This window comes from Camelimonas abortus, assembly GCF_042432745.1.
Taxonomy (GTDB): Bacteria; Pseudomonadota; Alphaproteobacteria; order Rhizobiales; family Beijerinckiaceae; genus Camelimonas; species Camelimonas abortus.
Genome location: NZ_JBHLWR010000006.1, coordinates 784332 through 808563, shown reverse-complemented (window position 1 = coordinate 808563; position 24232 = coordinate 784332). Strand labels below are relative to the sequence as shown.

Annotated in this window: 25 protein-coding genes and 2 pseudogenes; 7 read left to right on the top strand and 20 right to left on the bottom strand. The window is 72.1% G+C overall.

Annotation, left to right across the window (positions count from 1 at the left end):
• The first annotated feature begins 38 nt into the window (after positions 1 to 38).
• Positions 39 to 578, top strand: coding sequence for a hypothetical protein (locus ACFFJB_RS05995; protein ID WP_376830351.1), 540 nt, complete (start codon positions 39 to 41; stop codon positions 576 to 578).
• A gap of 91 nt (positions 579 to 669) precedes the next feature.
• Positions 670 to 2040, top strand: coding sequence for a H(+)/Cl(-) exchange transporter ClcA (gene clcA / locus ACFFJB_RS05990; protein ID WP_376830350.1), 1371 nt, complete (start codon positions 670 to 672; stop codon positions 2038 to 2040).
• 14 nt (positions 2041 to 2054) lie between these two features.
• Here the strand turns inward: clcA and trhO are convergent, their stop codons facing one another.
• A complete protein-coding gene (gene trhO, locus ACFFJB_RS05985) occupies positions 2055 to 3083 on the bottom strand; it encodes an oxygen-dependent tRNA uridine(34) hydroxylase TrhO (protein ID WP_376830349.1) in 1029 nt (342 codons plus the stop codon).
• A 123-nt stretch (positions 3084 to 3206) separates the two neighbouring features.
• Positions 3207 to 3566, bottom strand: coding sequence for an ArsC family reductase (locus tag ACFFJB_RS05980; RefSeq protein ID WP_376830348.1), 360 nt, complete (start codon positions 3564 to 3566; stop codon positions 3207 to 3209).
• A 146-nt stretch (positions 3567 to 3712) separates the two neighbouring features.
• Between ACFFJB_RS05980 and ACFFJB_RS05975 the strand changes: the two genes are divergently transcribed.
• The 3 genes and pseudogenes from ACFFJB_RS05975 (at position 3713) to ACFFJB_RS14990 (ending at position 5464) form a co-directional block, all read left to right on the top strand.
• The gene (locus ACFFJB_RS05975) at positions 3713 to 4852 is read left to right on the top strand and encodes an NAD(P)/FAD-dependent oxidoreductase (RefSeq protein WP_376830347.1); all 1140 of its coding nucleotides are present in this window, start codon (positions 3713 to 3715) and stop codon (positions 4850 to 4852) included.
• Between the two features lie 282 nt (positions 4853 to 5134).
• A pseudogene (locus ACFFJB_RS14995) lies at positions 5135 to 5293 on the top strand (YegP family protein); the annotation flags it as partial.
• Positions 5294 to 5332: 39 nt separating this feature from the next.
• Entirely contained in the window at positions 5333 to 5464 is a 132-nt protein-coding gene (locus ACFFJB_RS14990) for a YegP family protein (protein WP_446680586.1), read from the top strand.
• A gap of 705 nt (positions 5465 to 6169) precedes the next feature.
• On the opposite strand, the gene ACFFJB_RS05965 is transcribed toward ACFFJB_RS14990, so the two are convergent.
• From ACFFJB_RS05965 to ACFFJB_RS05920, 10 genes are all read right to left on the bottom strand, one after another.
• The gene (locus ACFFJB_RS05965) at positions 6170 to 7396 is read right to left on the bottom strand and encodes an ABC transporter substrate-binding protein (protein WP_376830345.1); all 1227 of its coding nucleotides are present in this window, start codon (positions 7394 to 7396) and stop codon (positions 6170 to 6172) included.
• Positions 7397 to 7574: 178 nt separating this feature from the next.
• Positions 7575 to 8405: an ABC transporter ATP-binding protein gene (locus ACFFJB_RS05960; protein ID WP_376830344.1), complete on the bottom strand. Its 831-nt coding sequence runs from the start codon at positions 8403 to 8405 to the stop codon at positions 7575 to 7577.
• 10 nt (positions 8406 to 8415) lie between these two features.
• Entirely contained in the window at positions 8416 to 9276 is an 861-nt protein-coding gene (locus ACFFJB_RS05955; RefSeq protein WP_376830343.1) for an ABC transporter permease subunit, read from the bottom strand.
• Positions 9273 to 10463: an FMNH2-dependent alkanesulfonate monooxygenase gene (ssuD, locus tag ACFFJB_RS05950; protein WP_376830342.1), complete on the bottom strand. Its 1191-nt coding sequence runs from the start codon at positions 10461 to 10463 to the stop codon at positions 9273 to 9275. The genes ACFFJB_RS05955 and ssuD overlap by 4 nt, the downstream gene beginning before the upstream one ends.
• A 104-nt stretch (positions 10464 to 10567) precedes the next feature.
• Positions 10568 to 11542, bottom strand: coding sequence for an aliphatic sulfonate ABC transporter substrate-binding protein (locus tag ACFFJB_RS05945; RefSeq protein ID WP_376830341.1), 975 nt, complete (start codon positions 11540 to 11542; stop codon positions 10568 to 10570).
• Between the two features lie 103 nt (positions 11543 to 11645).
• Entirely contained in the window at positions 11646 to 12224 is a 579-nt protein-coding gene (gene msuE, locus ACFFJB_RS05940; protein ID WP_376830340.1) for an FMN reductase, read from the bottom strand.
• Positions 12221 to 12502, bottom strand: a complete 282-nt coding sequence (locus ACFFJB_RS05935) for a hypothetical protein (RefSeq protein WP_376830339.1) — start codon at positions 12500 to 12502, stop codon at positions 12221 to 12223. The genes msuE and ACFFJB_RS05935 overlap by 4 nt, the downstream gene beginning before the upstream one ends.
• Before the next feature lie 455 nt (positions 12503 to 12957).
• Positions 12958 to 13389: a PaaI family thioesterase gene (locus tag ACFFJB_RS05930; RefSeq protein ID WP_376830338.1), complete on the bottom strand. Its 432-nt coding sequence runs from the start codon at positions 13387 to 13389 to the stop codon at positions 12958 to 12960.
• A 123-nt stretch (positions 13390 to 13512) separates the two neighbouring features.
• A complete protein-coding gene (locus ACFFJB_RS05925; protein WP_376830337.1) occupies positions 13513 to 13899 on the bottom strand; it encodes a VOC family protein in 387 nt (128 codons plus the stop codon).
• Positions 13900 to 13989: 90 nt separating this feature from the next.
• Positions 13990 to 14367 carry a hypothetical protein gene (locus tag ACFFJB_RS05920; RefSeq protein ID WP_376830336.1) on the bottom strand — a complete coding sequence of 126 codons (378 nt, stop codon included), beginning with the start codon at positions 14365 to 14367 and terminating at the stop codon, positions 13990 to 13992.
• A gap of 337 nt (positions 14368 to 14704) precedes the next feature.
• On the opposite strand from ACFFJB_RS05920, the gene ACFFJB_RS05915 reads away from it, so the two are divergent.
• Entirely contained in the window at positions 14705 to 15688 is a 984-nt protein-coding gene (locus ACFFJB_RS05915; RefSeq protein ID WP_376830335.1) for an LLM class flavin-dependent oxidoreductase, read from the top strand.
• A gap of 90 nt (positions 15689 to 15778) precedes the next feature.
• On the opposite strand, the gene ACFFJB_RS05910 is transcribed toward ACFFJB_RS05915, so the two are convergent.
• From ACFFJB_RS05910 to ACFFJB_RS05900, 3 genes are all read right to left on the bottom strand, one after another.
• The gene (locus ACFFJB_RS05910) at positions 15779 to 16840 is read right to left on the bottom strand and encodes a phosphotransferase family protein (protein ID WP_376830334.1); all 1062 of its coding nucleotides are present in this window, start codon (positions 16838 to 16840) and stop codon (positions 15779 to 15781) included.
• A gap of 196 nt (positions 16841 to 17036) precedes the next feature.
• Positions 17037 to 17804: an SDR family NAD(P)-dependent oxidoreductase gene (locus ACFFJB_RS05905; protein ID WP_376830333.1), complete on the bottom strand. Its 768-nt coding sequence runs from the start codon at positions 17802 to 17804 to the stop codon at positions 17037 to 17039.
• Between the two features lie 97 nt (positions 17805 to 17901).
• The gene (locus ACFFJB_RS05900; RefSeq protein ID WP_376830332.1) at positions 17902 to 18711 is read right to left on the bottom strand and encodes an SDR family NAD(P)-dependent oxidoreductase; all 810 of its coding nucleotides are present in this window, start codon (positions 18709 to 18711) and stop codon (positions 17902 to 17904) included.
• 320 nt (positions 18712 to 19031) lie between these two features.
• Between ACFFJB_RS05900 and ACFFJB_RS05895 the strand changes: the two genes are divergently transcribed.
• Positions 19032 to 19286, top strand: a complete 255-nt coding sequence (locus tag ACFFJB_RS05895; protein WP_376830331.1) for a hypothetical protein — start codon at positions 19032 to 19034, stop codon at positions 19284 to 19286.
• Positions 19287 to 19314: 28 nt separating this feature from the next.
• Here the strand turns inward: ACFFJB_RS05895 and yacG are convergent, their stop codons facing one another.
• The 5 genes and pseudogenes from yacG to ACFFJB_RS05870 form a co-directional block, all read right to left on the bottom strand.
• Positions 19315 to 19533 (bottom strand): DNA gyrase inhibitor YacG, encoded by a 219-nt coding sequence (yacG, locus tag ACFFJB_RS05890; RefSeq protein ID WP_376830330.1) that lies wholly within the window; start codon positions 19531 to 19533, stop codon positions 19315 to 19317.
• Between the two features lie 47 nt (positions 19534 to 19580).
• Positions 19581 to 20213 (bottom strand): Maf-like protein, encoded by a 633-nt coding sequence (locus tag ACFFJB_RS05885; RefSeq protein WP_376830329.1) that lies wholly within the window; start codon positions 20211 to 20213, stop codon positions 19581 to 19583.
• A gap of 91 nt (positions 20214 to 20304) precedes the next feature.
• The gene (gene pssA, locus ACFFJB_RS05880) at positions 20305 to 21195 is read right to left on the bottom strand and encodes a CDP-diacylglycerol--serine O-phosphatidyltransferase (protein WP_376830328.1); all 891 of its coding nucleotides are present in this window, start codon (positions 21193 to 21195) and stop codon (positions 20305 to 20307) included.
• Positions 21196 to 21205: 10 nt separating this feature from the next.
• Positions 21206 to 21967: pseudogene (locus ACFFJB_RS05875) on the bottom strand (phosphatidylserine decarboxylase); the annotation flags it as partial.
• Positions 21968 to 22120: 153 nt separating this feature from the next.
• Positions 22121 to 24040 (bottom strand): ABCB family ABC transporter ATP-binding protein/permease, encoded by a 1920-nt coding sequence (locus ACFFJB_RS05870; protein WP_376830327.1) that lies wholly within the window; start codon positions 24038 to 24040, stop codon positions 22121 to 22123.
• Positions 24041 to 24232: the final 192 nt, after the last annotated feature.

Genomic DNA, 24232 nt, shown 5'->3' with positions numbered 1-24232 from the left:
CCCCAGCCCCGATTGCCTAAGCGTGTCCGTGCATGCGAATGTGCGCGCAGGATCACACCACCAAGAGAGGACTTCACCCCATGCTCAAGACTGTTCTGGCGGGAGCCGCTGTCGGCGTTGCGCTCTCTTTCAGCGCCGTCGCCGCGCAGGCCGCCGGGGAGTTTGTCTGCCCGGCCATCACTGGCGCCGACGCACAGGCCCAGGCCAAGACCGTTCAGGAACTGCTGGGCCAGGGAGACCCGCTCGACAGGCCGGAGCAGCTGGACGCCGCCGTCGACGCCCTGAAGAAGGCAGGCGTGAGCCGCGCCATGATCATCGACCAGGTGGTCGCCGCCTATTGCCCGTCCGTGGCCGCCAACAAGAGCCTCTCCACCCTGCAGAAAAGCCTGCGCGTGCAGCAGGTGGCCGCCATCCTCACCCACCGCGTCTACAACATCACCGACGAAGAAGCGGTGTTCGTGAACGTGCCGCTGCCGCCCACCACCGCCGACCGGGTCAACGCCCTGGCGAAGGAAGCCGGCGTCAGCCCCGGCGAGTGGATCGCCGGCCTGGTGGTGCAGTCGACGCCCGCCAGGTAATCTGCGTTCAGGCTGTCGCCGCGACGGGCGCCGGAGCGCGGCGCGCCATGCTGGCGCACAGGGTGCCGTGACGGGATCCGGGGGAGCGCTGATGCAGGAAGATCAGCCCGACACGCCTGCCCGCCAGGCGCTTTTCGTGTTCGTGGCGCTCGTCGCCGGCGCCCTCACCGGCGTTTTCGGCGGCGTCTTCCACCTGATCATCGACAGTCTCGTGCGCTGGCCGGCGCAGCTGGCGGAGCAGCTGGACGGCTGGCGGCTGACGGCCGCCTGCAGCGCCATCACCATGGTCGCCGCCGTGTTCGCGGTGTGGATCACCCGGCGGTTTGCGCCGGAAGCCAGCGGCAGCGGCGTTCCGGAGATCGAAGGCTCGATCGAGGGGCTGCGCGAGGTGCGCTGGCGGCGCGTGCTGCCGGTGAAATTCGTGGCCGGCGTGGCCGCCATCGGCTCCGGCCTGGCGCTGGGCCGCGAAGGGCCGACGATTCACATGGGCGGCTCTGCGGCGCTGGCCTCGGCCGACATGTTCCGCGTGGGCGGGGTGGACCGACGGGCGCTGCTGGCGGCTGGCGGCGCGGCCGGCCTCGCCTGCGCCTTCAACGCGCCGCTCTCCGCCGTGCTGTTCGTGATCGAGGAGACGCGGCGGCAGTTTCCCTACACGTTCCGCACCTACATGGGGGTGTTCGCCGCCGCGGTCACCGGCACGCTGGTGACGCGCCTGATCTCCGGCGTGCGGCCGTTCATGCCCATCGCCACGGTGGAGGCGGGTCTGGCGGCGCTGCCGCTGTTCGCGGTTCTGGGCGCGCTGCTCGGCGTGCTCGGCGTGCTGTTCAACCTGTTCATCATGGCGCTGCTGGACTTCGCCGCCGAGGCCCAGAAGCGCCTGCCCTATGTCTGGCCCGCCTTCGTCGGCCTCGCCACCGGCGCGCTGTTCGCGCTGGCTCCGCACACGGTGACCGGCGGCGAGCGGGTCATCTCCGAGATCGTCGTGGTCACCCCGGCCCTCGGCGCGCTGCTGCTGCTGGCGGCGGCGCGCTTCGTCACCTCGGTGACCAGCTATTCGGCCGGCGCGCCGGGCGGCATCTTCGCCCCCATCCTGACGCTGGCCACCTGCGTCGGCCTCGCCTTCGGCACGGCGCTGGACATGATCCAGCCGGGGCTGATGGCGAGCCTCAACGTCAATCCGGTGAGCTTCGGCGTCACCGCCATGGCGGCGCTGTTCACCGCGGCGGTGCGGGCCCCGGCGGTGGGCGTGGTGCTGGTGGTGGAGCTCACCGGCGCCTATGATCTCACCCTGCCGATGCTGGCCGCCTGCCTCACCGCCAGCCTCGTGGCCCAGTGGCTGGGCGGACGGCCGATCTACGAGCAGATGCTGGAGCGCACCCTGCGGCAGGCCGGGATCACGGCGCCGCCGGAGAACCAGCCGGGCGCGGGCCTCGCCGCCGACGCCCGCAACGCCGGCCGCTGAGCCGGCGGGGCCCTTCACCCGTCCGGCGCCGTTCCGCGCCGGCGGGCGCGCTCCGTCGCCATGTCGGCGCCAAGATGGGCGCGCCCGCGCCGGCGCGCCAGCTGCTCCTGCCGGTGGCGCTCCGCCAGGGCGGCGCGCCGGTCCGCGTCCAGCCCGGCGGCGCAGGCGGCGCAGCTCACGCCCTCCACATGCTCCGGCCGGGCGCGGTCGGCCGCCGACAGCGGCCGCCGGCACGCCGGGCACAGCGTGTGGCCGGACGGCGCCAGCCCGTGCCCCACCGCAACGCGCTGGTCGAAGACGAAACAGTCGCCCCGCCACAGGCTGTCCCGCTCCGGCACGGTCTCCAGATAGTTCAGCACCCCGCCGCGGAGGTGAAACACCTCCGCCACGCCCTCGCGCTTCAGGAAGGCGGTGGACTTTTCGCAGCGGATGCCGCCGGTGCAGTACATGGCCACCTTCGGCGGGGCGCCGTCCGGCCCGCGCGGCGCCAGCAGCCGCTCGCGCTCGCGCCGGAACCATGCCGGAAACTCGCGGAACGTGCGGATGTCCGGCCGCACCGCGCCCTCGAAGGCGCCGATGGCCATCTCGTAATCATTGCGCGTGTCGATGACGACGACGTCATCGCGGGAGATCAGGGCGTTCCAGTCCCCGGGCTCCACATGCACGCCGGCGCCACGCAGCGGATCGACGTCCGGCTCGCCCATGGAGACGATCTCTTTTTTGAGCCGCACCTTCATGCGCCGGAACGGCATGGAGGGGGCGCGGGAATATTTCACCTCCAGCCCGGCGCAGCCCGGCAGGGCGCGCACATGCGCCGCCACGCGGGCGACGGCCGCGTCAGGGCCGGCGATCGCGCCGTTGACGCCCTCGCGGGCCAGCAGCAGCGTGCCCTTCACCCCGAGGCTGCAGCACAGCCGCGCCAGCGGCCCGCGCAGCGCCGCCGGATCATCGAAACGGACGAAGTGATACAGCGCCGCGACGCAGACACCCGCCGCCCCGCCCTGCCGCGGCCTGTCCGCGGCTCCTGTCACGGCTGCGCTCATGACGCCTCTCCCTCTCCTGAAAACCCCGCCCGGCGGCGCGCGGCGGAAAACGGCGCCGGCAGGCGCGCCGGCCCCATGGACCCGGGCGCGCCGCGGCGGCGGACCGGACCGCGCCGGGAGCGATCAGCCGGCCCCGGCCAGCAGCCGCGCGTAGTCGGCCTCGCGAAAGCCGACGATGACCGCGTCGCCGCAGACCAGCACCGGGCGTCTGATCACCGACGGATGCGCCAGCATCAGCGCCAGGGCGCCGCCGGCGTCGAGGTTCTGGCGCGCGGCCTCCGGCAGCTTGCGGAAGGTGGTTCCGGCGCGGTTCAGCAGCGTCTCCCAGCCGACGCGCTCCATCCAGCCGCGCAGCAGCTCCTCGCTGACGCCGGCGGCCCGGTAATCATGGAAGGCGCAGGCGACGCCGTGGGCGTCGAGCCAGGCGCGCGCCTTCTTCATCGTGTCGCAGTTGCGGATGCCGTAAATGGTCACGCCAGCCATGCCATGCTCCCTGAAGGCCCGGGCCCGTAGCGGCCCCGCCCCGCGCCGCCGCGGGCCAGGGCCGCGACTCGGCGGTATACAACATCTGGCGCGGCGCGGGGCCCTGACGGGGCCTGCCCTGACCGCCGCGCCTGGGGACGGGACAGATGAGCGCATTTCATACGGACGCGGTGGTGGCGGGCGGCGGAGTGGTCGGCCTCGCCGTGGCCCGCGCCCTGGCCCAGGCGGGCCTTGAGACCATCGTGCTGGAGCGCGGCGACGGCGTCGGCCGCGAGACCTCGGCGCGCAACTCCGGGGTGATGCACGCCGGCGTCTATTATCCGCCCGGTTCGCTGAAGGCGCAGCTGTGCGCCCCCGGCCGGGCCATGCTGGCGCGGTACTGCGCCGCCGCCGGCGTGGACTTCCGCCTGTGCGGCAAGCTGATCGTGGCCGTGACCGGAGCGGAGGCGGCCGCCCTGCCGGCCCTGCGCCAGCGGGCGCTGGGCAACGGCGTGCGCGACATCCGCCTCATCGACGGCCGCGAGGCGCAGGCGCTGGAGCCGGAGATCGCCTGCGTCGCCGCGCTGCACTGCGCCGACACCGGCGTCATCGACGTTCACGGCCTCATCCAGGCGCTTGCGGCCGACCTGCGCGCCGCCGGCGGCGAGACGGCGCTGCGGGCCGAAGCGCGCGCCATCATCCCGGACGGCGACCGCCTGCTGGTGCAGGTGGCCGGCGCCGGGGAAGAGACCACGCTCAGCGCCCGTTACGTGGTCAACGCCGCCGGGCACGGCGCGCCGCTGCTGGCCCGCAACACCGCCGGACTGCCGCCGCAGGCGGCGCCGCGGCAGTGGTTCGCCAAGGGCAGTTACTTCGCCTTCACCGGCCGCAGCCCGTTCACGCGCCTGATCTATCCGGCCGGGGCACCGGCCAGCGGCCGCGCCGCCGGGCTCGGCGTGCACGCCACCCTCGACACTGGCGGCCAGCTGCGCTTCGGCCCGGACGTGGAATGGACCGACCGGCCCGACGACCATGCGGTGGATCCGGCGCGCCAGGCCATGTTCGAGGCCGCCATCCGCCGCTGGTGGCCGGGCCTGCCCGAGGGAGCGCTGGCGCCGGCCTGGGCGGGGGTGCGCCCCAAGCTACACGGACCGGGCGAACCGGCGGCGGATTTCCGCATCGACGGGCCGCAGGCGCACGGCGTGCGCGGCCTCGTCAACCTGCTCGGCATCGAGAGTCCCGGCCTCACCAGCTGCCTCGCCATCGCCGCGCGCGTGCGCGCCCTGCTGGAGCTGGACGCGCCGTAACGGCGCCAGCCCATTCCGGGACACAAAGTAAACAATAACCGGCGACATCGTTTCTCCGGCCATGACAAGATCATGTGCAGCCGCGCGCCGGGCGGGCCCCGGCCAGTCCGCTGGTCATGCCGGTTCAGGCGCACATGACCGGAGCGCGGATTCTGCATAACAATGTCGCCATAATTGTCCGGTCACACTTGCCATCGACCGTTAAACCTGGCGATGATCAGGGGAAACGGGGGAATCCTGCGCGGATATCCGGAGGGGGCCTCAATAACGGAGCATCTGCCAATGGCGGCGAAATTCGAAATCTACCAGGACAAAAGCGGGCAGTTCCGGTTTCGCCTGAAGGCTGCTAACGGCCAGAACATCCTGTCGAGCGAAGGCTACAAACAGCGGGCGAGCGCCGTGAACGGCGTGCATTCGGTGCAGGTCAACGCGCGTGACGACAGCCGTTACGAGCGCAAGGTGACGCCGTCGGGGAAATACATGTTCAACCTGAAGGCGGCCAACGGCCAGGTCATCGGCACCAGCGAGCTCTACGAAAGCGCGGCCAGCCGCGACAAGGGCATCGAATCAGTGAAGAAAAACGCGCCCGACGCCCAGCTGGTGGACCTCTGAGGACCGGGCGCGCCGGCGCGCGCCGCCGCCACGCCCTGCGGAGCGGGCGGGAGCGCGCGTTTGGGAAGTTGACCGGAGATCGCGGCGCGGCTGGCTGCCTGCGCCCGCTGTTCCCTGCGCGTGGCCCCGGAGGCTCCGGCAACCTGTCTGTTCGCGCCTTTCCGGGCGGGGCGGAACGCCGCGGCGTCCGTCCGCGCCCTTCACATGCGACGCCGCTTCAGCCGCGTGAGGCCGGGGCGTGACCCGGACGTTCCGCAGCATCCGCGCCGCCCCGGATGGCGCGCCGCGCCAGTCTCCGCAGGCGCCTTTTTCCGTCCCGCAGGCCCCGTTCCGTCATGCCGCCCGTTCCGTCCTGGCGACGGCGTCAGGCCAGGACATGACGCCCCAGGACATGACGCTCCAGGACATGACGCCCCGGACGCAGGCGGCGGGGCGGCGCCTGCAAGCGATCCGTTCCCCGCAAACGGGGCGCGCTTCCCCAGCCGGCGCAGACGCCGGGCATAGGTCCTGCAGGCGCCGTCCTTTCCCGCAGCGGGCCTCCCGCCGGGCCGGCGCGCCGGTCCCCTCCCCGCGCCCACGCCTGCCCTGACCGGGCGTCCGTGGCCACGCCGGAGGCGCGGCGGCGCCGGCGAACGCGCCGGCCCCGCGCCGCATCCCTGGCGCCGGGCCGTGACCACGGCGGGACGTGCGCCCGGCCGCCCCGGATCAGCCCTCCTGGCCGAGCAGTTCGCCAGTGAGATTCCAGCGCCGGCCGTCGAAGGTCATCATTTGCATCTGCTTCAGCGGCGCGAAGTCGTCCGGGGTCGTGCGCGCCCTGATGCCGGGGATGAGCGTGTCGAACTCCCATCCCGGCACGTTGGCGGCGTGGCGCATCAGGTTTTCCCGCGTCAGCCTGTCGCCGCAGGCTTTCAGCAGGCGGGTGGCGAAATCGGCGATGTAATAGCCGGTGGTGTAGTTGAGATCAGACTTGTCGGCGCCAGGCAGATATTTGTCCATGAAGGCGTGCCAGCGCTTCATGCCGGGGTCGTTCTCCCACGCCGGATCGGTGGGATCCTTCACATAGGCCACCGAAATGACGCCGACGCTGTTCTCCAGCCCCGCCGGCTGCAACACCCCCGCCACCGAGGCGGCGATGCTTGACAGCAGGCGCAGCGGCCGCCAGCCCATTTCCGACAGCTTGCGGATGGTCTGGGCCGCAAACTTGGGCGAGGCGTAAACCAGCAGCGCGCCGACGTCGGCGGACTTCAGCTTGAGGATCTGGGAATCGACGCTGGCGTCGGTGAGCTCGTAGCTTTCTGCGACCAGCAGCCGGCTGGCGTCGGGGCCGAGCGCCTGCCTGGCGCCGGCGAGGGCGTCGCGCCCGAGATCGTCGTTGGACATCAGCAGGCCAATGCGCCCGCCCGGCGCGCGCCGCATGGCCCATGAGGTGAGAATGCGCGCCTCGGTGAGGTAGCTGGGCAGCGCCGGCATGGTCCAGGGGAAGTTTTTCGGATCATTGAACCGGCTGATGCCGCTGGAGATGAGCAGCTGCGGCACGCCCCTGCTGTTGAGATATCTGTGAATGGCGGCGTTGGGGGCGGTGCCGAGCGAGCCGACGATGGCGAACACTTCGTCCTGCTCCACCAGGCGGCGCGTGGCCTCCACGGTCTTGGGCGGGGAATAGGCGTCGTCAAGGCTGATGAGGTTGATCCTGCGCCCGTTGACGCCGCCCTGGTCGTTGATCATGCGGTAATAGGCGGCCTCGGTGCGGCCGATTGCGCTCCATGCCGCGGCGGGGCCGCTGTAAGGCATGGTCTGGCCGAGGCGGATTTCCGTGTCCGTGACGCCCGGCGCGCCGCTGGCGGCCCGTCCGCGCGCGCCCCAGGCCAGCGCGCCCGCAGACGAAAGCAGCGCCAGCGCGCCAAACTGGAACGCCCTGCGCGTCACCTCCATGACGACCTCCCGTTCTGCTGTCAGCCATGACGTTATGACAGATAACATATCAGGAAAAGACGCGACGCGCCCCGGGCCAGGGCGCGCCGGTCATGGAGGCGCCGCGTCACAACAAAAATCCGGGCGCATGGCCCGGATTCGCCCGCATCCATCGCCTGGCGGAACAGGAGACGGCCGGTCAGATCCCCGCGGCGTGGTCGTTGAACAGGGCGTCGATGATCCGCCCTTCCAGCGCCGCCAGCTCCGGGTCGCCGCGCCGGCGCGGCCGCGCGCCGGGAACCGGAATGTCGGCCGCGATCGTCCCCTGGTCGATCACCAGGATGCGGTCTGCAAGCGCGATCGCCTCGCTCACGTCGTGGGTCACAAGAATCGCGGTGAATCCCTGCTCCTGCCACACCCGCTCGATCAGGCGCTGCATGTCGATGCGGGTCAGCGCGTCCAGCGCGCCCAGCGGTTCGTCCAGCGCCAGCAGGCGCGGGCCGCTGGCCAGGGCGCGCGCCAGCGCCACGCGCTGTTTCTGGCCGCCCGAGAGCACCGCGGGCCACTCGCCGCCGCGGTCGCCCAGCCCCACCGCCTCCAGCGTGCGCTGGGCGATGGCCTTGCGCTCCGCCCGCGGCAGGGCGCGGCTGAGGCCCACCTCCACATTGCCGCGCACCCGCTCCCATGGCAGCAGCCGCGGCTCCTGGAACATGATGCGCACGCCCTCCACGGCGCCCGCCTCCCCGTCCCCTGCGCCGTCCACGCCGGCGAGCGTGATGTGCCCGGAGGTCGGCTGGTCCAGCCCCACGACCAGCCGCAGCAGCGTGCTCTTGCCGCAGCCGCTCTTGCCCACCACCGCCACGAACTGGCCGGCGGGAATGTGCAGGTCCACCCGCTTCAGCACCTGCTTGTCGCCGAATGAACGCGACAGGCCCCGGATGGTGACCGCGGCGCCGCCGGCCCGCGGCCGGGACGCCGCCCCGGACGCCGCGCTGGCGGACGCACGGGCGGCGGCGACTGTTGCAGCCATGATCGCCTCCTTACTTGCGGTAGGCCGGATGCCACTGCAGCGACAGCCGCTCCAGCAGGCGGGCGATGCTGTCGGCGGCCTTGCCGAGCAGCGCGTAAATGATGATGGACAGCATCACCACGTCGACCAGCAGGAACTCGCGCGCCTGCATGGCCATGTGCCCGATGCCGGACTCCGCGGCGATGGTCTCGGCCACGATCAGCGTCAGCCACATGATGCCGAGCGCATAACGCAGGCCGACGAAGATGGAGGGCAGCGCTCCGGGCAGGATCACCCGCCAGAACAGCTCGCCAGGCTTCATGCCGTAAATGCGCCCCATCTCGATGAGCTGCGGGTCCACGTTGCGGATGCCGTGCAGCGTGTTGATGTACATGGGGAAAAACACGCCCAGCGACACCAGGAACAGCTTGGCGCCCTCGTCGATGCCGAACCACAGGATCACCAGCGGAATCAGCGCCAGATGCGGCACGTTGCGCACCATTTGCAGGCTGGTGTCGGTGAGCTTCTCGCTCAGCTTCGACAGGCCGTTGGCCAGACCCAGCGCGAGGCCGACGCCGCCGCCCGCCGCGAAGCCGGCCAGCGCCCGCAGGCTGGAGACGGCGATGCTCTCCGGCAGCTGGCCGCTGGCGGTGAGGCGGACGGCCGCCGCCACGATGGCCGTCGGCGCCGGCAGCACGTTGGGCTGCAGGTAGCCGATGCGGGCCAGAAACTCCCACAGCGCGAGGATCAGCGCCGGGGCGATCCAGCCCGCCAGATTGCCCGAGGCGAAACGCCCGAAGGCGCGGGTGAGGAAACGGGCGGAGCGTTTCGCCTCCGCCGTCTCCACGGCCGGGGCGGAAGTGGCCACGGCCTTGACCGCCACGTCGCTCATGACGCCGCCGCCCTGAGGTTAGCCGGGCCGGTCCCGGCGCCCACCGCCCGGGCGCCGGCGAACTCATTGGCCAGCCCCTTGCGGTAACGGGCGCCCGGCCGCTCGATGCCCAGCTCCGGGAACAGCAGCTCGGCCACGCGGTAGGACTCCTCCAGATGCGGATAGCCGGAGCCGATCACCGTATCGATGCCCAGCGCCTGGTATTCGCGCAGGCGTTCGGCCACGGTCTTCGGGTCGCCCACCAGGGCCGTGCCGGCGCCGCCGCGCACCAGGCCGACGCCGGCCCACAGGTTCGGCGACACCTCAAGCCGGTCGCGACGGCCCTGGTGCAGCTCCAGCATGCGCGCCTGGCCCACCGAGTCGCTGGCGGCGCGCAGGCGCGCCTGGGCGAAGGCGATCTGCTCGTCGGTGATGCGGCTGATCAGCCGGTCGGCGGCGGCCCACGCCTCCTCATTGGTCTCGCGCACGATGAAGTGCAGGCGGATGCCGAAGCGGATGGTCCTGCCCCGCCGCGCCGCGGCGGCGCGCACGCGGGCGATCTTCTCCGCCACCTGCGCCGGCGGCTCGCCCCAGGTGAGGTAGAGCCCGGTCTGCTCCGCCGCCAGCTCGATGCCGGCGTCGGAGGAGCCGCCGATATACAGCGGCGGATGCGGCTCCTGGGCCGGCGGAAAGTCGAGACGGCTGTTCTCGACCTTGTAGTACTTGCCGTCAAAACTCACGGTCTCGCCAGCCATCAGCCGCCGCCAGATGGTGAGGAACTCGCCGGCCTGCGCGTAGCGCTCGTCGTGCGAGAGATAGATGCCGTCGCCGGCGAGCTCGGCCGGCACGCCGCCCACCACCACGTTCAGCAGCAGGCGGCCGTTGCTCAGCCGGTCGAGCGCGGCGGTCTGGCGGGCGGCGAAGGACGGCGTCACCACGCCCGGGCGCAGCGCCACCAGGAATTTCAGCTGGCTGGTGACCTCGGCCAGCGCCGCGGCGGTGATCCAGCTGTCGACGCAGTTCTGGCCGGTGGGCAGCAGCACGCCCCTGTAGCCGAGCCGGTCCACGGCCTGGGCCACCTGGCGGAAATAGCCGTGGTCGGACGGGCGCTGCTGCGTCTCGGAGCCGAGATAGGAGCCGTCGCCATGGGTGGGAATGAACCAGAAGAAGTTCAGCGGACCGGCGGCGTTGCGACTGGAGGCGGACATGACGTTTCTCCGTGTTTGCGGGTCAGAACGGCCGGCCAGCGCGGGGGCGACGCTGGCCGTCCAGGATGTTCGTGGCCCTTCGGGAGCGGGCCCGGCGGCCGCCGTCAGCGGGCGGCCCGCTGTTGCGGCGGAGTCCAGACGATGTCGCGGACGGTGATCTGCCTGGGGATCAGGCCCAGGGCGTAGAAGGCGTCGGCCACCTTCTGCTGGTTGCTGATCTCCGTCCCGGTGAGCGGCCGCAGCGAATATTCGGCGCGGTTGATGGCGCGGCGGTTGCCTTCCGGATCAATGCCGGTGGCCTTCTGCGAGGCCTCGGCCACGGCGTCGCGGTTCTGGCCGGCCCACTCGGTGATCTTGCGGATTTCGTCCAGCAGCGCCTGCAGCGCCTCCGGATGCTTTTTCGCGAAGTCGCCGTTGGCGAGGTAGAAGGCGTTGGTGGGCGGAAGGTTCTCGAGACCGGCGACGGGACGGCCGTTCTGGCGCAGCTCCACCAGGGCGTAGAACGGATCCCAGACGGCGAAGGCGTCGATGGAGCCGCGGGCGAAGGCGGCGACGCCGTCGGCCGGGGTCAGGTAAACCGGCTGGATGTCGGAGAAAGCCAGCCCGTTGGCGGCCAGCGCCTGCACCACCAGGTTGTGGGCGCTGGAGCCCTTGGGGATGCCCACCTTCTTGCCCTTCAGGTCGGCCACGGACTTCACCGGCGAGTCCGCCCTGACGAGGATGGCGTGCTGCGAGGCCGGCGAGACGGCGGCGTAAACCACATTGGCGCCGGCGGCCTGGGCGAACACCGGCGGGGTGTCGCCGACGGCGCCGACGTCCACGGCGCCCGCGCCGATGGCCTCCAGCATCGGCGGGCCGAACTGGAACTCCACCCATTTGACGTTTTCGACGCCCAGCTCTTTCAGACGCTTCTCGATCTGGCCAGACTGGCGGGCGACGATGGAGACGGAGGCCTTCTGGTAGCCGATGCGGACCTCCTTCGGCGCCTCCCCGGCGCTGGCGGGCCCGAAGGCGGCGATGGCGAGGGCCGCACTGGCGACGGCGGCGGCGAACGTGCGGCGGCTGATCATGCTGGTCATGGCGCTGTCTCTCGTTCCTGCGGGGCGGACGGCTCTCCGGCGCGCTCCCTGGCGCGCCCGCGGCGCGTTCCTGGCCCCTGGTTTCCGGGAAAGGCGGGGGCGCTCACGCCACCCGCCGGGCCTCGTCGCCCGCGCGGGCAAGGGCGTGGCGGCGCGCCTCGGCGAGGTGCACGAGCTCGTCCGCCGCCTGGTCGAGGCGGGCGCGCACGTCCGCCGCCACGAGCGCGCCGTCGGCGAAGTCGGCGTCGGAGGCGTAGACGGCGGTAGGCGTGGCCAGCGCGCTGAAGAAGCCGAACAGCGGCCGCAGCTGGTGCTCCACCACCAGCGCGTGGCGGTGGCCGCCGCCGGTGGCGCCGAGCAGCACCGGCCGGCCCACGAGGGCCTGCGGATCGATGAAGTCGATCAGGTGCTTGAGCAGGCCGATGTAGGAGCCCTTGTAGACGGGCGTGGCGATGATGAGGGCGTCGGCGTTCTCGATGGCGTCGAGCACGTCGCGGCCGGCCTGGGGCAGCTCCCTGCGGCTGAAGGCGCCGACGCCCGGACCGATGTCCACGAGGTCATAGATCTCGGGGGCGAACGGCCGGCGACGGGCGGCGGCGGCCACGGCGGCCTCCGCCAGTGCGCGGGTCTTGGACGGACGGTGGATGTTGCCGCTCAGGGCGACGAGACGCAGGGCGCTCATCGGCGCGCCTCCCTTTCTGGCGCCGCAACGCCGGAGACGCGCTTGCGGGCGGTGAGCACATGGCGGGCGGCGCGTTCAGCCTCCCCCGCCGAGCGGAAGATCCGGCCGTCGAGCGCGGCGAAGCGCGGCCCGGCGGCGTGAAAGCGGTAGCCGGCGCCGTCCGCCGCGAGGATTCCCGCGGCGAGGTCGGCGATTTCGATGATCACGGCGCCGCGGGCGCCGGAGGGACGGGCGGAGCCGGGCGGCGCCGCAGCCCCTGGTGCGGTGGAAACAGGCATGATGTCCCCGTTCGCTGGCGGGCCAGCGTCAAAGATTCCGGATTGTCAGGGAAAGCATTCGCGGCCTTCGCCGCAGGCGCGTCAGGCCGCGCGACGACAGGACGTCAGTTCAGGCGCCAGGGCGGCGACGTGAAACGGGATCGTCATCATGGTTCTGCTCCAGCTCCTCCGGCCGGCGCCGGATCTTTAGCGTTTGGTGACGCGGCGCAAGCTGCTGTGGTCAAATGCCCGCGGGTCGTCGTGACCGCCATCATCAAACGCCGCGCCCCGGGAGCCGGTCAATCATCTTCAGGGGCGCCGGATTCACTTTGGAAAAATTCGTCACCGCGCGACGAAACCGGGAATAATTTTCCGGCCGGCGGGGCGGGGCAAAAAACATTTTTTCGCAGCGAAATCCGCCGCCTGCGGCGGACTCAGGGCCGCGGCGGCCGGACCGGCGGGCGCCGGCCGCGCCTTCAGCGGCGCAGCACCCGCATCAGCGCCACGGCGCTGGCCAGCAGCTGGCCGCCGGCGTCGCGCAGTTCGCCGTGGACCTCGCCGTCGCGCCCGTCGTTGCGCACGACGCGGGCGCGGGCGTGAATGACGCCTGGCCGGGCCGGGCGGTGATATTGCGCGCGCAGCTCGCGCGTCACCGCCGTCAGCCCGGGGCCCAGGCTTTCGATGAAGGTGAAGCCGGTGGCGGAATCGAGCATGGCCGCCAGCAGCCCGCCCTGCACCGTGCCGTGGCGGTTACAGAACCCGGGACCGGCGACATAGGTGAAGGCACCCTCGCCCGCCGCCGGATCGAAGGCGATGACCGTGCGGCCGAGCAGGCGCGCGGCCGGCGGTTCGGCGCGCGCGGCCTCAGGCCGCGCGCCGCGTGTGGTTTCGGGAGCGTCGTCAGACATCAGCCGTCCTGGTCCAGCAGCGCCGCACGGCGCCCGCCCTGCGCCCTGTCCGCCCCGGCATTCCGGGCGCGGACCGCCCGATGTTACGCGCTCCGCCGCCCGGCGCCAAAATCCGCCGCGCCCTCAGGACAGCGGGTGGAAGGCGCACAGCTTGTTGCCGTCCGGATCACGCAGGTAGCCGAGGTAGAAGCGGCCGCGCGGCGTGTCGCGCACCCCCGGCGGATCCTCGCAGGTGGTTCCGCCATTGGCGAGACCGGCGGCGTGCCAGGCCTCGATGGCCTCGCCCGAGGGGGCGGCGAAGCCCACGGTGCCGCCGTTGGCGGCGGTGGCCGGCTCGCCATTGACTGGCGCGGTGACCACGAAGGTCATGCCGTTGTGGCGGTAATAGACGCGCGGCGCGTGCACGTGCATCTCCACCCCCGGCGGCACGCCCAGCGCGGCGAGGGTGGCGTCATAAAATTTCCTGGCGCGCTGCAGGTCGTTGGTTCCCAGCACCACGTGGCTGAACATGCGAGGCTCCGCGTTGTCATGGCGGCCGCACGGCGCGGCCCTGCGGCGGCGCTAGCACAGCCGGAGGCCGCGGAGAAGCGCCGGCGCGGCTCAGGGCTTGCCGGCGCGGGCGAGGCGGCCGGCCTCCAGCTCGTCGGCCACCGAAACGCCGGTGTTGGGAATGACCTGCACCGCCCGGTCGTCCCACAGCTCGCGCATCCACAGGTCCTTGACGCAGGTCACCTCGAGCCGCGGCAGCCCGTGGCGCTCCAGCCAGGCGTGGATGTGGGCGATCACCTCGCTGCGCAGCGGCTCGTCGACGGAGGCGCGGGCGGTGAAGATCTTCACCTCACGGTCCTCCTCGAGCCAGCGGCGGACCCGCGCCATCATCGGCGCGATGGGCGCGCCGATGTGCCCGACGCCGCGCCACTCGTCGAAATGCGCCAGCGTTCCGTCCAGATCGACGCCAATCCATGGCCTTCTCCGCATCGCCACGTTTCCTCCCCTTTCGGCGCCCGTCGCGCCTGTCGCCATGGGGGCCTGGAACGGCGGCGAAGGCAAGGACGAAGGCGGGCGCGTCCGGCGGCGCCGGCGGAAAGGCGGCGCCCTCCGCGGCGCCTGTCGCGGCCACGCCGGCGCTGCGACGTCACGACCCATGCGCCAGGCGCACGGGCGACCTGCCCGCAAACAGGTCCCATATGATACCGGTCACGCTTGCGACGGGAGCTTTTGGCGACGATGTTGACCGGCGCCGGCGTTTTCCGGAATCGCCGCGTCCCGGTCCGGACCAATCAACGCGCCGCTGGCGCCGAGGAGTGTCGTACAAGTGCCCCCGTTTTCAGTTCTGGATCTTGCGTTCATCCCGGAAGGGCAAACCGCCGCGGACGCCCTGCGCAACTCGGTCGACCTCGCCCGGCACGCCGAAAAGTGGGGCTACCGCCGCTTCTGGCTCGCCGAACATCACAACATGACCGGCATCGCCAGCGCCGCCACGGCGGTGGTGATCGGCCATGTGGCGGCGCACACCAGCACGATCCGCGTCGGCGCCGGCGGCGTCATGCTGCCCAACCATTCGCCGCTGGTGATCGCCGAGCAGTTCGGCACGCTGGAGACGCTGTTCCCTGGCCGCATTGACCTTGGCCTCGGCCGCGCCCCCGGCACGGACCAGCGCACCCTGCGGGCGCTGCGCCGCGACCCCTCCGCCGCCGACAATTTCCCGCAGGACGTGCTGGAGCTGCAGGCGCTGCTCGGGCCGGTTGCCGAGGGGCAGGTCATCCAGGCCGTGCCCGGTCATGACACCAACGTGCCCCTGTGGATCCTGGGCTCCAGCCTTTACGGCGCGCAGCTGGCGGCGGCGCTCGGCCTGCCCTACGCCTTCGCCTCGCATTTCGCCCCGGCGGCGCTGCATGAGGCCATCGCCCTCTACCGCGAGCGCTTCAAGCCCTCGGCGCAGCTGGACCGGCCCCACGTCATGGTCGCGGTCAACGTCATCGCCGCCGACACCGACGCGGAGGCGAAGCGGCTGTTCACCACGCCGCAGCAGCAGTTCGTCAACCTGATCCGCGGCGTGCGGGGCAAGATGCGCCCGCCCATCGACGACATCGAGAGCTACTGGCAGCCGCACGAGAAGGCCCATGTCTCGGCCATGCTGGCCTGCTCGGCGGTGGGCGCGCCGGACACGGTGCGCGCCCGGCTCCAGGCGATCGTGGACAGCACCCAGGCCGACGAGCTGATCATCGCCGCCGCCATCCATGACCACAAGGCGCGGCTGCGCTCCTACGAAATCGCGGCGGAGCTGGCGGGGCGCTGAGCCTCCTGCCGGCCGCCGCGGCGAGAACGCAAAAGGCCCGGCGTCGCGCTGACGCCGGGCCTTCTCATGCCCGGGCCTGGCGCGGCCGGCTCAGGCCGGGCGGTGCAGCAGGCGCAGCGCCAGCTCGGCCATGGCGCCGGCGCCGTTGACCAGCTCGCCGCGCTCGGTGGAGATGTTGCCGTCCAGCGCCCGGCGATAGACGCCCTGGGTGATGGCGGCGAGGCGGAAGGCGGCGAAGGCCAGGTAGAAGTTCCAGTCCGCGATGCCATCGCGGCCGGTGCGGCGGCAGTAGGCCTCCACATACTGCTGCTCGGTGGGGATGCCGCTGGCGGCGAAGTCCACGCCGCGCAGGCTGCCCAGCTCCGCCGATTCGGTGTGCCACATGAAGCAGTTGTAGCCGAGGTCGGCGAGCGGATGGCCGATGGTGGCCAGCTCCCAGTCCAGCACGGCGATGACGCGCGGCTCGGTGGGGTGGAACATCACGTTGCCGAGGCGGTAGTCGCCATGGGCGATGGTGGAGACGTCGTCGGCCGGCAGGCGCGCCGGCAGCTCCTCCAGCAGCCGCTCCATGGCCGGGATGTCTTCCGTCTGCGCCTTGCGGTACTGGGTGGACCAGCGCTTCAGCTGGCGCCCGAAGAAGCCGCCGGCGCGGCCGAAGTCGCCGAGGCCCACGGCGTTGTAGTCCACGGCGTGCAGGCGGGCGAGCGCGTCGTTGAGGCTGTCATAAATGGCGGCGCGCTCCTCCGGCGTCTGGTCCGGCAGGGTGGCGTCTCGGAACACCCGGCCCTCCAGGAAGTCCATCACGTAGAACTCGGTGCCGATGACCGCGGGATCGTCGCAATAGGCGCGGGCCACGGGCACGGGCACGCCGGAGCCGGCCAGGGCGCGCATGGCCCGGTATTCGCGGTCCACCTGGTGGGCGCTGGGCAGCAGCACGCCCGGCGGCTTCTTGCGCAGCACGAAGTGACGCTCGCCCCCGTCGGCGACGGTGGTCAGCAGGAAGGTGGGGTTGGAGGCGCCGCCGGCGAACTGCAGCACGCGCATGTCGTCGCCGAAACCGGCGATGCGCTGCGCCAGCCATGCGTGCAGGCGTCCCTCGTCAAACCGGTGCGCCGGACGCACTTCGCCCAGCGGCAGGTCCCTGATGTTCATTTGCTGCGATCCTCCGGAATGTCGCCGGCGCTTTTCGTTGCGAACACGTCGCTGTCTGTCCGGTCGCGCCGTTCCACGCCCGCGCCGCGCGGCGCGGCGGCGTGAGGAAAAAACCGGCGCGCCGGCGCAGGCCGGAGCCTGCGCGGCGCGCCGGAAAGCGGCGGGGACGCGGGAGCGCCCCCGGGCGCGGCGCGGCTCAGCGCGGCGCCATGCGGATGGCGCCGTCGAGACGGATGGTCTCGCCGTTCAGCATCGGGTTCTCGATGATCTGCACGGCCAGCATCGCGAACTCCTTCGGATTGCCCAGACGCGGCGGGAACGGCACGCTGGCGCCCAGCGACTGGCGGATCGGCTCGGCGAGGCGGCCGAGCAGCGGCGTGTCGAAGATGCCCGGAGCGATGGTGTTGACGCGGATGCCGCGGCTGGCGAGGTCGCGGGCGGCGACGATGGTCATGCCGATGATGCCGGCCTTGGCGGAGGCGTACGGAATCTGGCCGATCTGGCCCTCATAGCCGGCCACCGAAGCGGTGTTGACGATGACGCCGCGCTCCTCTTCGTTGACCAGGTCGTTCTTCGCCATGGCGGCGGCGGCGAGACGCAGCACGTTGAAGGTGCCGATCAGGTTGATGCGGACCACCATCTCGTAGTGCTCGAGCGAGCCGGGATTGCCGTTCTTGTCGAGGATGCGCAGGGCGCCGCCGCGACCGGCGCAGTGCACGACCGCGCGCAGGGCGCCGCCGGCGTTGGCCGCGTCCACGGCCGCCTGCATGTCGGCCTCGCTGGTGACGTCGCCCGGGACGAACTGCGCCTTCGGGCCAAGCTCCTTCGCGGTGTTGGCGCCGTCCGAGGAAGGCAGGTCCACGATCACGACGTTCGCGCCGCCGGCGACCAGCCTCTCGGCGGTGGCCCGGCCGAGGCCGGAGGCGCCGCCGGTGACCAGCGCGGTGATGCCGTTCAGTTCCATATGGTGTTCTCCTCAGGGTTATCGTGCGCCGTCACGCGCCGCCCCGCCCCCGCCGCGCGCGACGGCGGAGCGGAGACCGGCGGCGCGGCCGGCGGCCTTACCTGCGGCGGGGGCCCGGACCGGCGAGGCGCGTGCCGGCGTCGCAGGGAACCAGTTCGCCGGTCATGTAGCGCGAACCGGGGCCGGCGAGGAAGATGGCGACTTCCGCAACGTCCTCAGGTTTCGGCGCCACGCCGAGCGGCGTCGACTCCGCCACCTGGCGGCGCAGGCGGTCAGCGTTCTCCTGGCCCGTGCCCTTCACGAACCAGGGGGTGTCGATATAGCCGGGGCACAGGGCGTTGACGCGGATGGCCGGGGCCAGGGCCCGGGCCAGCGACACGGTGAGGCCGTTCAGCGCCGCCTTGGAGGCCACATAGGCCACCGACGAGCCGACGCCGGCGAGGCCGGCGATGGAGGAGACGTTCACCACCGAGGCCGGCAGCCCCCAGGCGGCGTGCGCCGCCTCCAGCAGCGGACGGGCGGCGCGGATCATCTGGAACGGACCGACGGCGTTGACGCCGTAAATGCGGTGGAAATCCTCGGCTGACAGGCGGTCGAGCTGGTCATGGGGCACGTGCAGCGTCGTGCCGGCGTTGTTGACGAGGGCGTGCACCGCGCCCCACGACTGCGCCTCGGCGACGATGCGGCGGCAGTCCTCGTCCTTCGAGACGTCGCCCTGGACGAGGCGCACCTCCTTCGCGCCCGCGGCGCGGCAGGCCTCGGCGGTGGCGGCGCAGGCCTCCCGGCTGGAGGCGTAGTTGAGCACCAGGCGCGGCGCGCCCGCCCGCGCCAGGCCGATCGCCGTGGCGGCGCCAAGGCCGGTGGCCGCGCCGGTGATGATGACGTTCATGTCGCTGAATGCAGCCATGTCTGCTCCCCGCCACGGCCGCCGGAGACCGCTCCGGACGCCGTGGCCCACTCCTGTTCGCGTTTCCATCCTGACGGCGGGCGCCGCCGCGGCGGCGCGCGTCTGCCCCCGCCCGGCGGCGGCCGGCGCTTTCGAACTTGTAGGACAACTGGCGCCGATGTGAACCACCGTCGCGCGCAGGGGCAGACCGCGCCGGCCGCGCCGCCGGAACTTTCGGCCCGCCGCCGCCGTTTCCGCCAGAGCGCGCGGGCCATGGGCCGGCGCGCCGCCGGACGGATCGCGCAACACCGCGCGGCGCCGGCGAAGCCAGGAGCGCGGCATTGACGATCCATCACCACAGCCCCGCCCGGCGCGCCGGCGACGCCGGCGGGCGGGCCCTTCCCTTCTCCGCCGGCCAGGCGGCCTGGTCCGGGCCGTTCGCAGACCGGCCGCCCGCGCAGGGCGCGCGCGTCAGGACCGCGCGCGTGGACGAGGCCCGCGACGGCGGCGTGCGGGCGGCGGTGATCGCCGTGACGCTCACCGTGGCCTCGGCGCTGGCGCTCTCGCCCTTCTTCCTGCCGGTCATCCCGGGCTGACCGCTCCGGACGGGCGGCCCCGCCGGCGTCACTCCCCGTCGTCGTCATCCTCAAGGGAACGGCCGGGGATGACATAGGCGCCGCTCAGCCAGCGGTTGAGATCCACGTCCTGGCAGCGCGGCGAGCAGAACGGCTCCAGTCCCTTCGCCGCCGGATTGCCGCACACCGGGCAGCGGCCGCCGCGGGGCGAGGCCTCCGGCTGTCCGGACGGGGGAGCGCCGTCTTGCGGCCTGTTCGCGTCGTTCATGGGCTCACACCAGTGCAGTTGTCGCCGGCGGGCGCGCCGCTTCGCGCTCAGGCCGTCCAGCCGGCCCGCACGGGATAGCCTTCGCCCGCCAGCAGGTTCACGGTTTCATAAAGGGGCAGGCCCACCACCGCCGTATAGGACCCCACCAGCTTCACCACGAAGGCGCCGGCGACGCCCTGGATGGCGTAGCCGCCGGCCTTGCCGCGCCACTCGCCGGAGGCGAGATAGGCGGCGAGATCCTCCCGCCCCAGGTTACGGAAGCGCACCCGGGTCTCCACCAGCCGCTCGCGCTCGCCGCGCGGCGAGATCAGGCACACCGCGGTGTAGACGCGGTGGGTGCGGCCGGAGAGCAGCCGCAGGCACCAGTCCGCCTCCTCCACCAGCTCGGTCTTGGGCAGGATGCGCCGTCCCACGGCCACCACCGTGTCCGCGGCCAGAATGAAATCGCCGTCGCCGCCGGCGTCGCGCAGCAGCTCCGCGGCCTTGCGGGCCTTTTCCCTGGCCATGCGGCGGGCGTAGTCGCGCGGCTTCTCGCGTTTGAGCGGCGTCTCGTCGATATCCGCCGGCAGCAGCGCCTGGGGGCGCACGCCGGCCTGCTCCAGCAGCGCCAGCCGCCGCGGCGAGGCGGAGGCGAGGACCAGACGAAGGGTTGGCGGTGCGGATGTTTCGCCTGCCGACATTCAGCATGTCTCCGGAATGGCTGTGCCTGCGGCGCGGCGGCCCTGACGCCGCGCCGGTTTCCGCCGGTCTTTCTCCCCGCGGCGGAAGGGATCACGCGGCCGGGGGCGCGCCGCCTGCCGGACCGGCGCCGCCCTGCTCCGGCGTTTCTCCGGCCGCCTCCGGCTGCGCCGTCGCGGCGCCCGCCGGGGCGGCGCCGTGGCGCTGCAGGTTACGCCGGAAGGCGGCGACGCCCACCGGAATCAGCAGCAGATAGGCCAGGGTCATCACCGTCAGCGTCTCGAAGGTGTAGCTGGCCAGCACGCCCGCGGCCAGCACGCAGGCCACGAACAGCGGCAGCACCCGCTCGCGCGGAATGCGCTGGCCCAGCGTCTTGCCCGACCAGGTGGGGATGCGCGACACCATCATGAAGGCGATGAACAGCATGAAGATGCTGATCATCCCGGGGAAATCGCGGGCAGGAACGCCGAGCAGGTGAAGGTAAACCGGCAGCAGCGCGCACAGAGCCCCGGCCGGGGCCGGAATGCCCACGAAATAATTTTTCATCCACTCCGGCCGGTCGGGGTCGTCCAGCATGACGTTGAAGCGGGCGAGGCGCAGCGCCGCCGCCACGGCGAAGACCAGCGCCACGATCCATCCCACCGAGCGCAGGCCGTCCAGCGCGAAGGTGTAGACCAGCAGCGCCGGGGCCACGCCGAAATTGACGAAATCGGCCAGCGAATCCAGCTCGGCGCCAAAGCGTGACGTGCCCTTGAGCAGGCGCGCCACCCGGCCGTCGACGCCGTCGAGGATGGCCGCGGCCAGCACGCACAGCACCGCCAGGTCGAGCTTGCCCTCAATGCCGAGACGGATGGCGCTGAGGCCGATGCACAGCGCCACCAGGGTGATGACGTTGGGCACCAGCACCCGCACCGGCACGGATTTGAGTCCCCGGCGCGGCGGCTCGCCGCCGTCCGGAGCGAAGGGGGGGAACAGGCCCGCCATGGACAGGTCCTCAGGAGGCGACGAAGACGCGCGGCTGCGCGCCGGCGCGCAGGTCGGCCAGCACCGTCTCGCCGGCCACGGCGCGCTGGTTGAGACCCACCGCCGGAACCACGCCGGCCGGCAGGAACACGTCGACGCGCGAGCCGAACCGGATCAGGCCGAAGCGCTGTCCGGCCGCCAGCTGGTCGCCTTCCTTCACGAAGCTGACGATGCGGCGGGCGACGAGACCGGCGATCTGCACCACGCCCACCGGCCCGCGCGGCGTCTCGATGACCATGGCGCTGCGCTCGTTGTCTTCGCTGGCCTTGTCGAGATCGGCGTTGAGGAACAGGCCGGGCGTATAGGCGATGCGCGCCACGCGGCCCGCCACCGGGGCGCGGTTCACGTGCACGTCGAAGACGTTCATGAACACGGAGATGCGCAGCATCTTCTCCTGGCCGAGCTGCAGCTCCGGCGGGGGAACCACCTCGACGATGCTGCTGATGCGCCCGTCGGCCGGCGAGATCACCACGTCCGGGTCCTGCGGCGTCACGCGCACGGGGTCGCGGAAGAAATAGCAGATCCACAGGGTGACGACCGCGCCCGCCCAGCCCAGCGGCTCCCAGAGCCAGCCCAGAACCAGCGAGGCGACCACCCCGGCGATGATGAACGGGTAACCTTCCTTGTGGACCGGCGCCAACGTTTCACGAACCGAGTTGAAGACCGACATTGCTGCTCCATGCTGGCCCGCAGGGCCCGGCCGGCGCGCGGCGGCCGGCGGGGCCCGGGGCGTTGAGTTAACGCGTTTTCACCCGGAAAGCGCGGTCCGTTCCCCTGCGGCGGACGTGCAGGACCGCGGGCCGCCGGCCGCGCGACGCCGCGCGGACCGGCATCCTTATCCTATCACACCGGCCGGAGAAACGCCGCCTGCCGCCGCGCCGGGCGTTCAGCCGGCGGCGAGACCCGGCGCCGCAGGCGCGACCGCGCCGTCCTCGCCGGTCTCGCGCAGGGTTTTCAGCGCCTCCTCCGCCCGGCGCTGTCGGCTCCAGAGGCCGGCGTAGACGCCCCCCCGGGCCAGCAGCTGCAGGTGGGTTCCGCGCTCGACGATCTCTCCCCACTCCAGCACCACGATCTCGTCGGCGTGTACGACGGTGGACAGGCGGTGGGCGATCACCAGGGTGGTGCGGCCGCGGCTGACCTCGGCCAGCGCCTCCTGGATCTGGCGCTCGGTGAAGCTGTCGAGGGCGGAGGTGGCCTCGTCCAGCACCAGGATGGGCGGCGCCTTCAGGATGGTCCGGGCGATGGCCACCCGCTGCTTCTCGCCGCCTGAGAGCTTGAGTCCGCGTTCGCCCACAAGCGTCTGGTATCCTTCAGGCATCGCCTCCACCACCGGCGCCAGCTGGGCCATGCGGGCGGCGGCGCGCACGTCCTCGTCGCTGGCGTCCCAGCGGCCGTAGCGGATGTTGTAGGCGATGGTGTCGTTGAACAGCACCGTGTCCTGCGGCACCATGCCGATGGCGGCGCGCAGGCTCTTCTGGGTGACGCGGGCGATGTCCTGGCCGTCGATGAGGATGCGGCCGGCGGTGGGCTCGTAGAAGCGGAACAGCAGGCGCGACAGGGTCGACTTGCCCGCCCCCGAGGGGCCGACGATGGCCACGGTGCGCCCGGCCGGGATCTCGAAGCTGATTCCCTTCAGTATCTCGCGGTCGGGCCGGTAGCCGAAGCGCACGTTCTCGAAGCGCACCGCGCCGCCGCGCACCTGCAGCGGCTGCGCGTCCGGCGCGTCGCGGATCTCGGGCTCCTGGTCCAGCACCGCGAACATCTGGCTGATGTCGAGCAACGACTGGCGGATCTCGCGGTAGATCATGCCCATGAAATTGAGCGGGACCGACAGCTGCACCAGCATGGCGTTGATCATCACGAAGCCGCCCACGGTGGCGCGGCCGGCGCGGATGTCCATGACGGCGAGGGCCATGGCGGCGGTGAGGCCGAGGGTGAAGATGATCACCTGGCCGGCGTTGAGCACCGCCAGCGACACGTAACTCTGCACGGAGCTGGCCTCGTAGCGGGCCATTGATTCGTCGTAGCGGCGTCCCTCGCGCTCCTCGGCGCCGAAATATTTCACCGTCTCGTAATTGAGCAGGGCGTCGACGGCGCGGGTCTGGACGACGTTGTCGGTCTCGTTCATGCGCCGGCGGATGGCGATGCGCCAGTTGGTGGCGTGGTAGGTATAGAGCACGTACAGCGCCACCATGACCACGACGATGGCGGCGTAGCGCCAGTCGAACTGCCAGGTGAGCACGCCCAGCACCAGGGCGAACTCGAGAATGGTGGGCAGCAGCTGCAGCACGAACAGCCGCGACAGCTCCTGCACGCCCGTCCGGCCGCGCTCGAGAATGCGGGTGAGCCCGCCCATGCGCCGGTCCAGGTGGAAGCGCAGGGAGAGCTGGTTCATGTGGTTGAAGACGTCAGTGGCGAGGCGGCGCACCGCCGCCATGGTCACGGTGGCGAACACCGCGTCGCGCATCTGGGTGAGCGCGGCCATGGCGATGCGGGAGAGGCCATAGAGCGCGGTGAGCGCCAGCGGCGCCTGCCACAGCCAGTGCGGCGCGTCGCCGGAGAACGGCTGGTCGCCGGCCAGCGCGTCCGTCGCCCACTTGAAGGCGTAGGGCATGGCGACGGTGACCAGCTTGGCGGCGACGATCAGCAGCGTGGCCAGCCAGATGCGTCCCCTGAGATCGCGACGCTCCGCCGGCGGCCACAGATAGGGCGCGAGCCGCCGCGCCGTCGCCAGCAGGCCGTCGCCCGTCGCGGACGCTTCCGGCGCCGGAAATCCGCCGGCGTTACGCGCATGCCCCCGTGCCATCACTGCTCACCCCTGCCCTGCCTGTCGCGACCGCCGCCCGCCGCGCGGAAGCGCGAACGCCCCGGCGGCGGCTCCGCGGGACCGCCGGCGATACATACCCTTTTCCTGGCGGAATGGAGGCGGAGCCGCCGGGCCATGCCCTGCGCGCCCGCCAGGCGGCGCCGCGACGGCGCAGTCCGCCCGTCAGCCGGG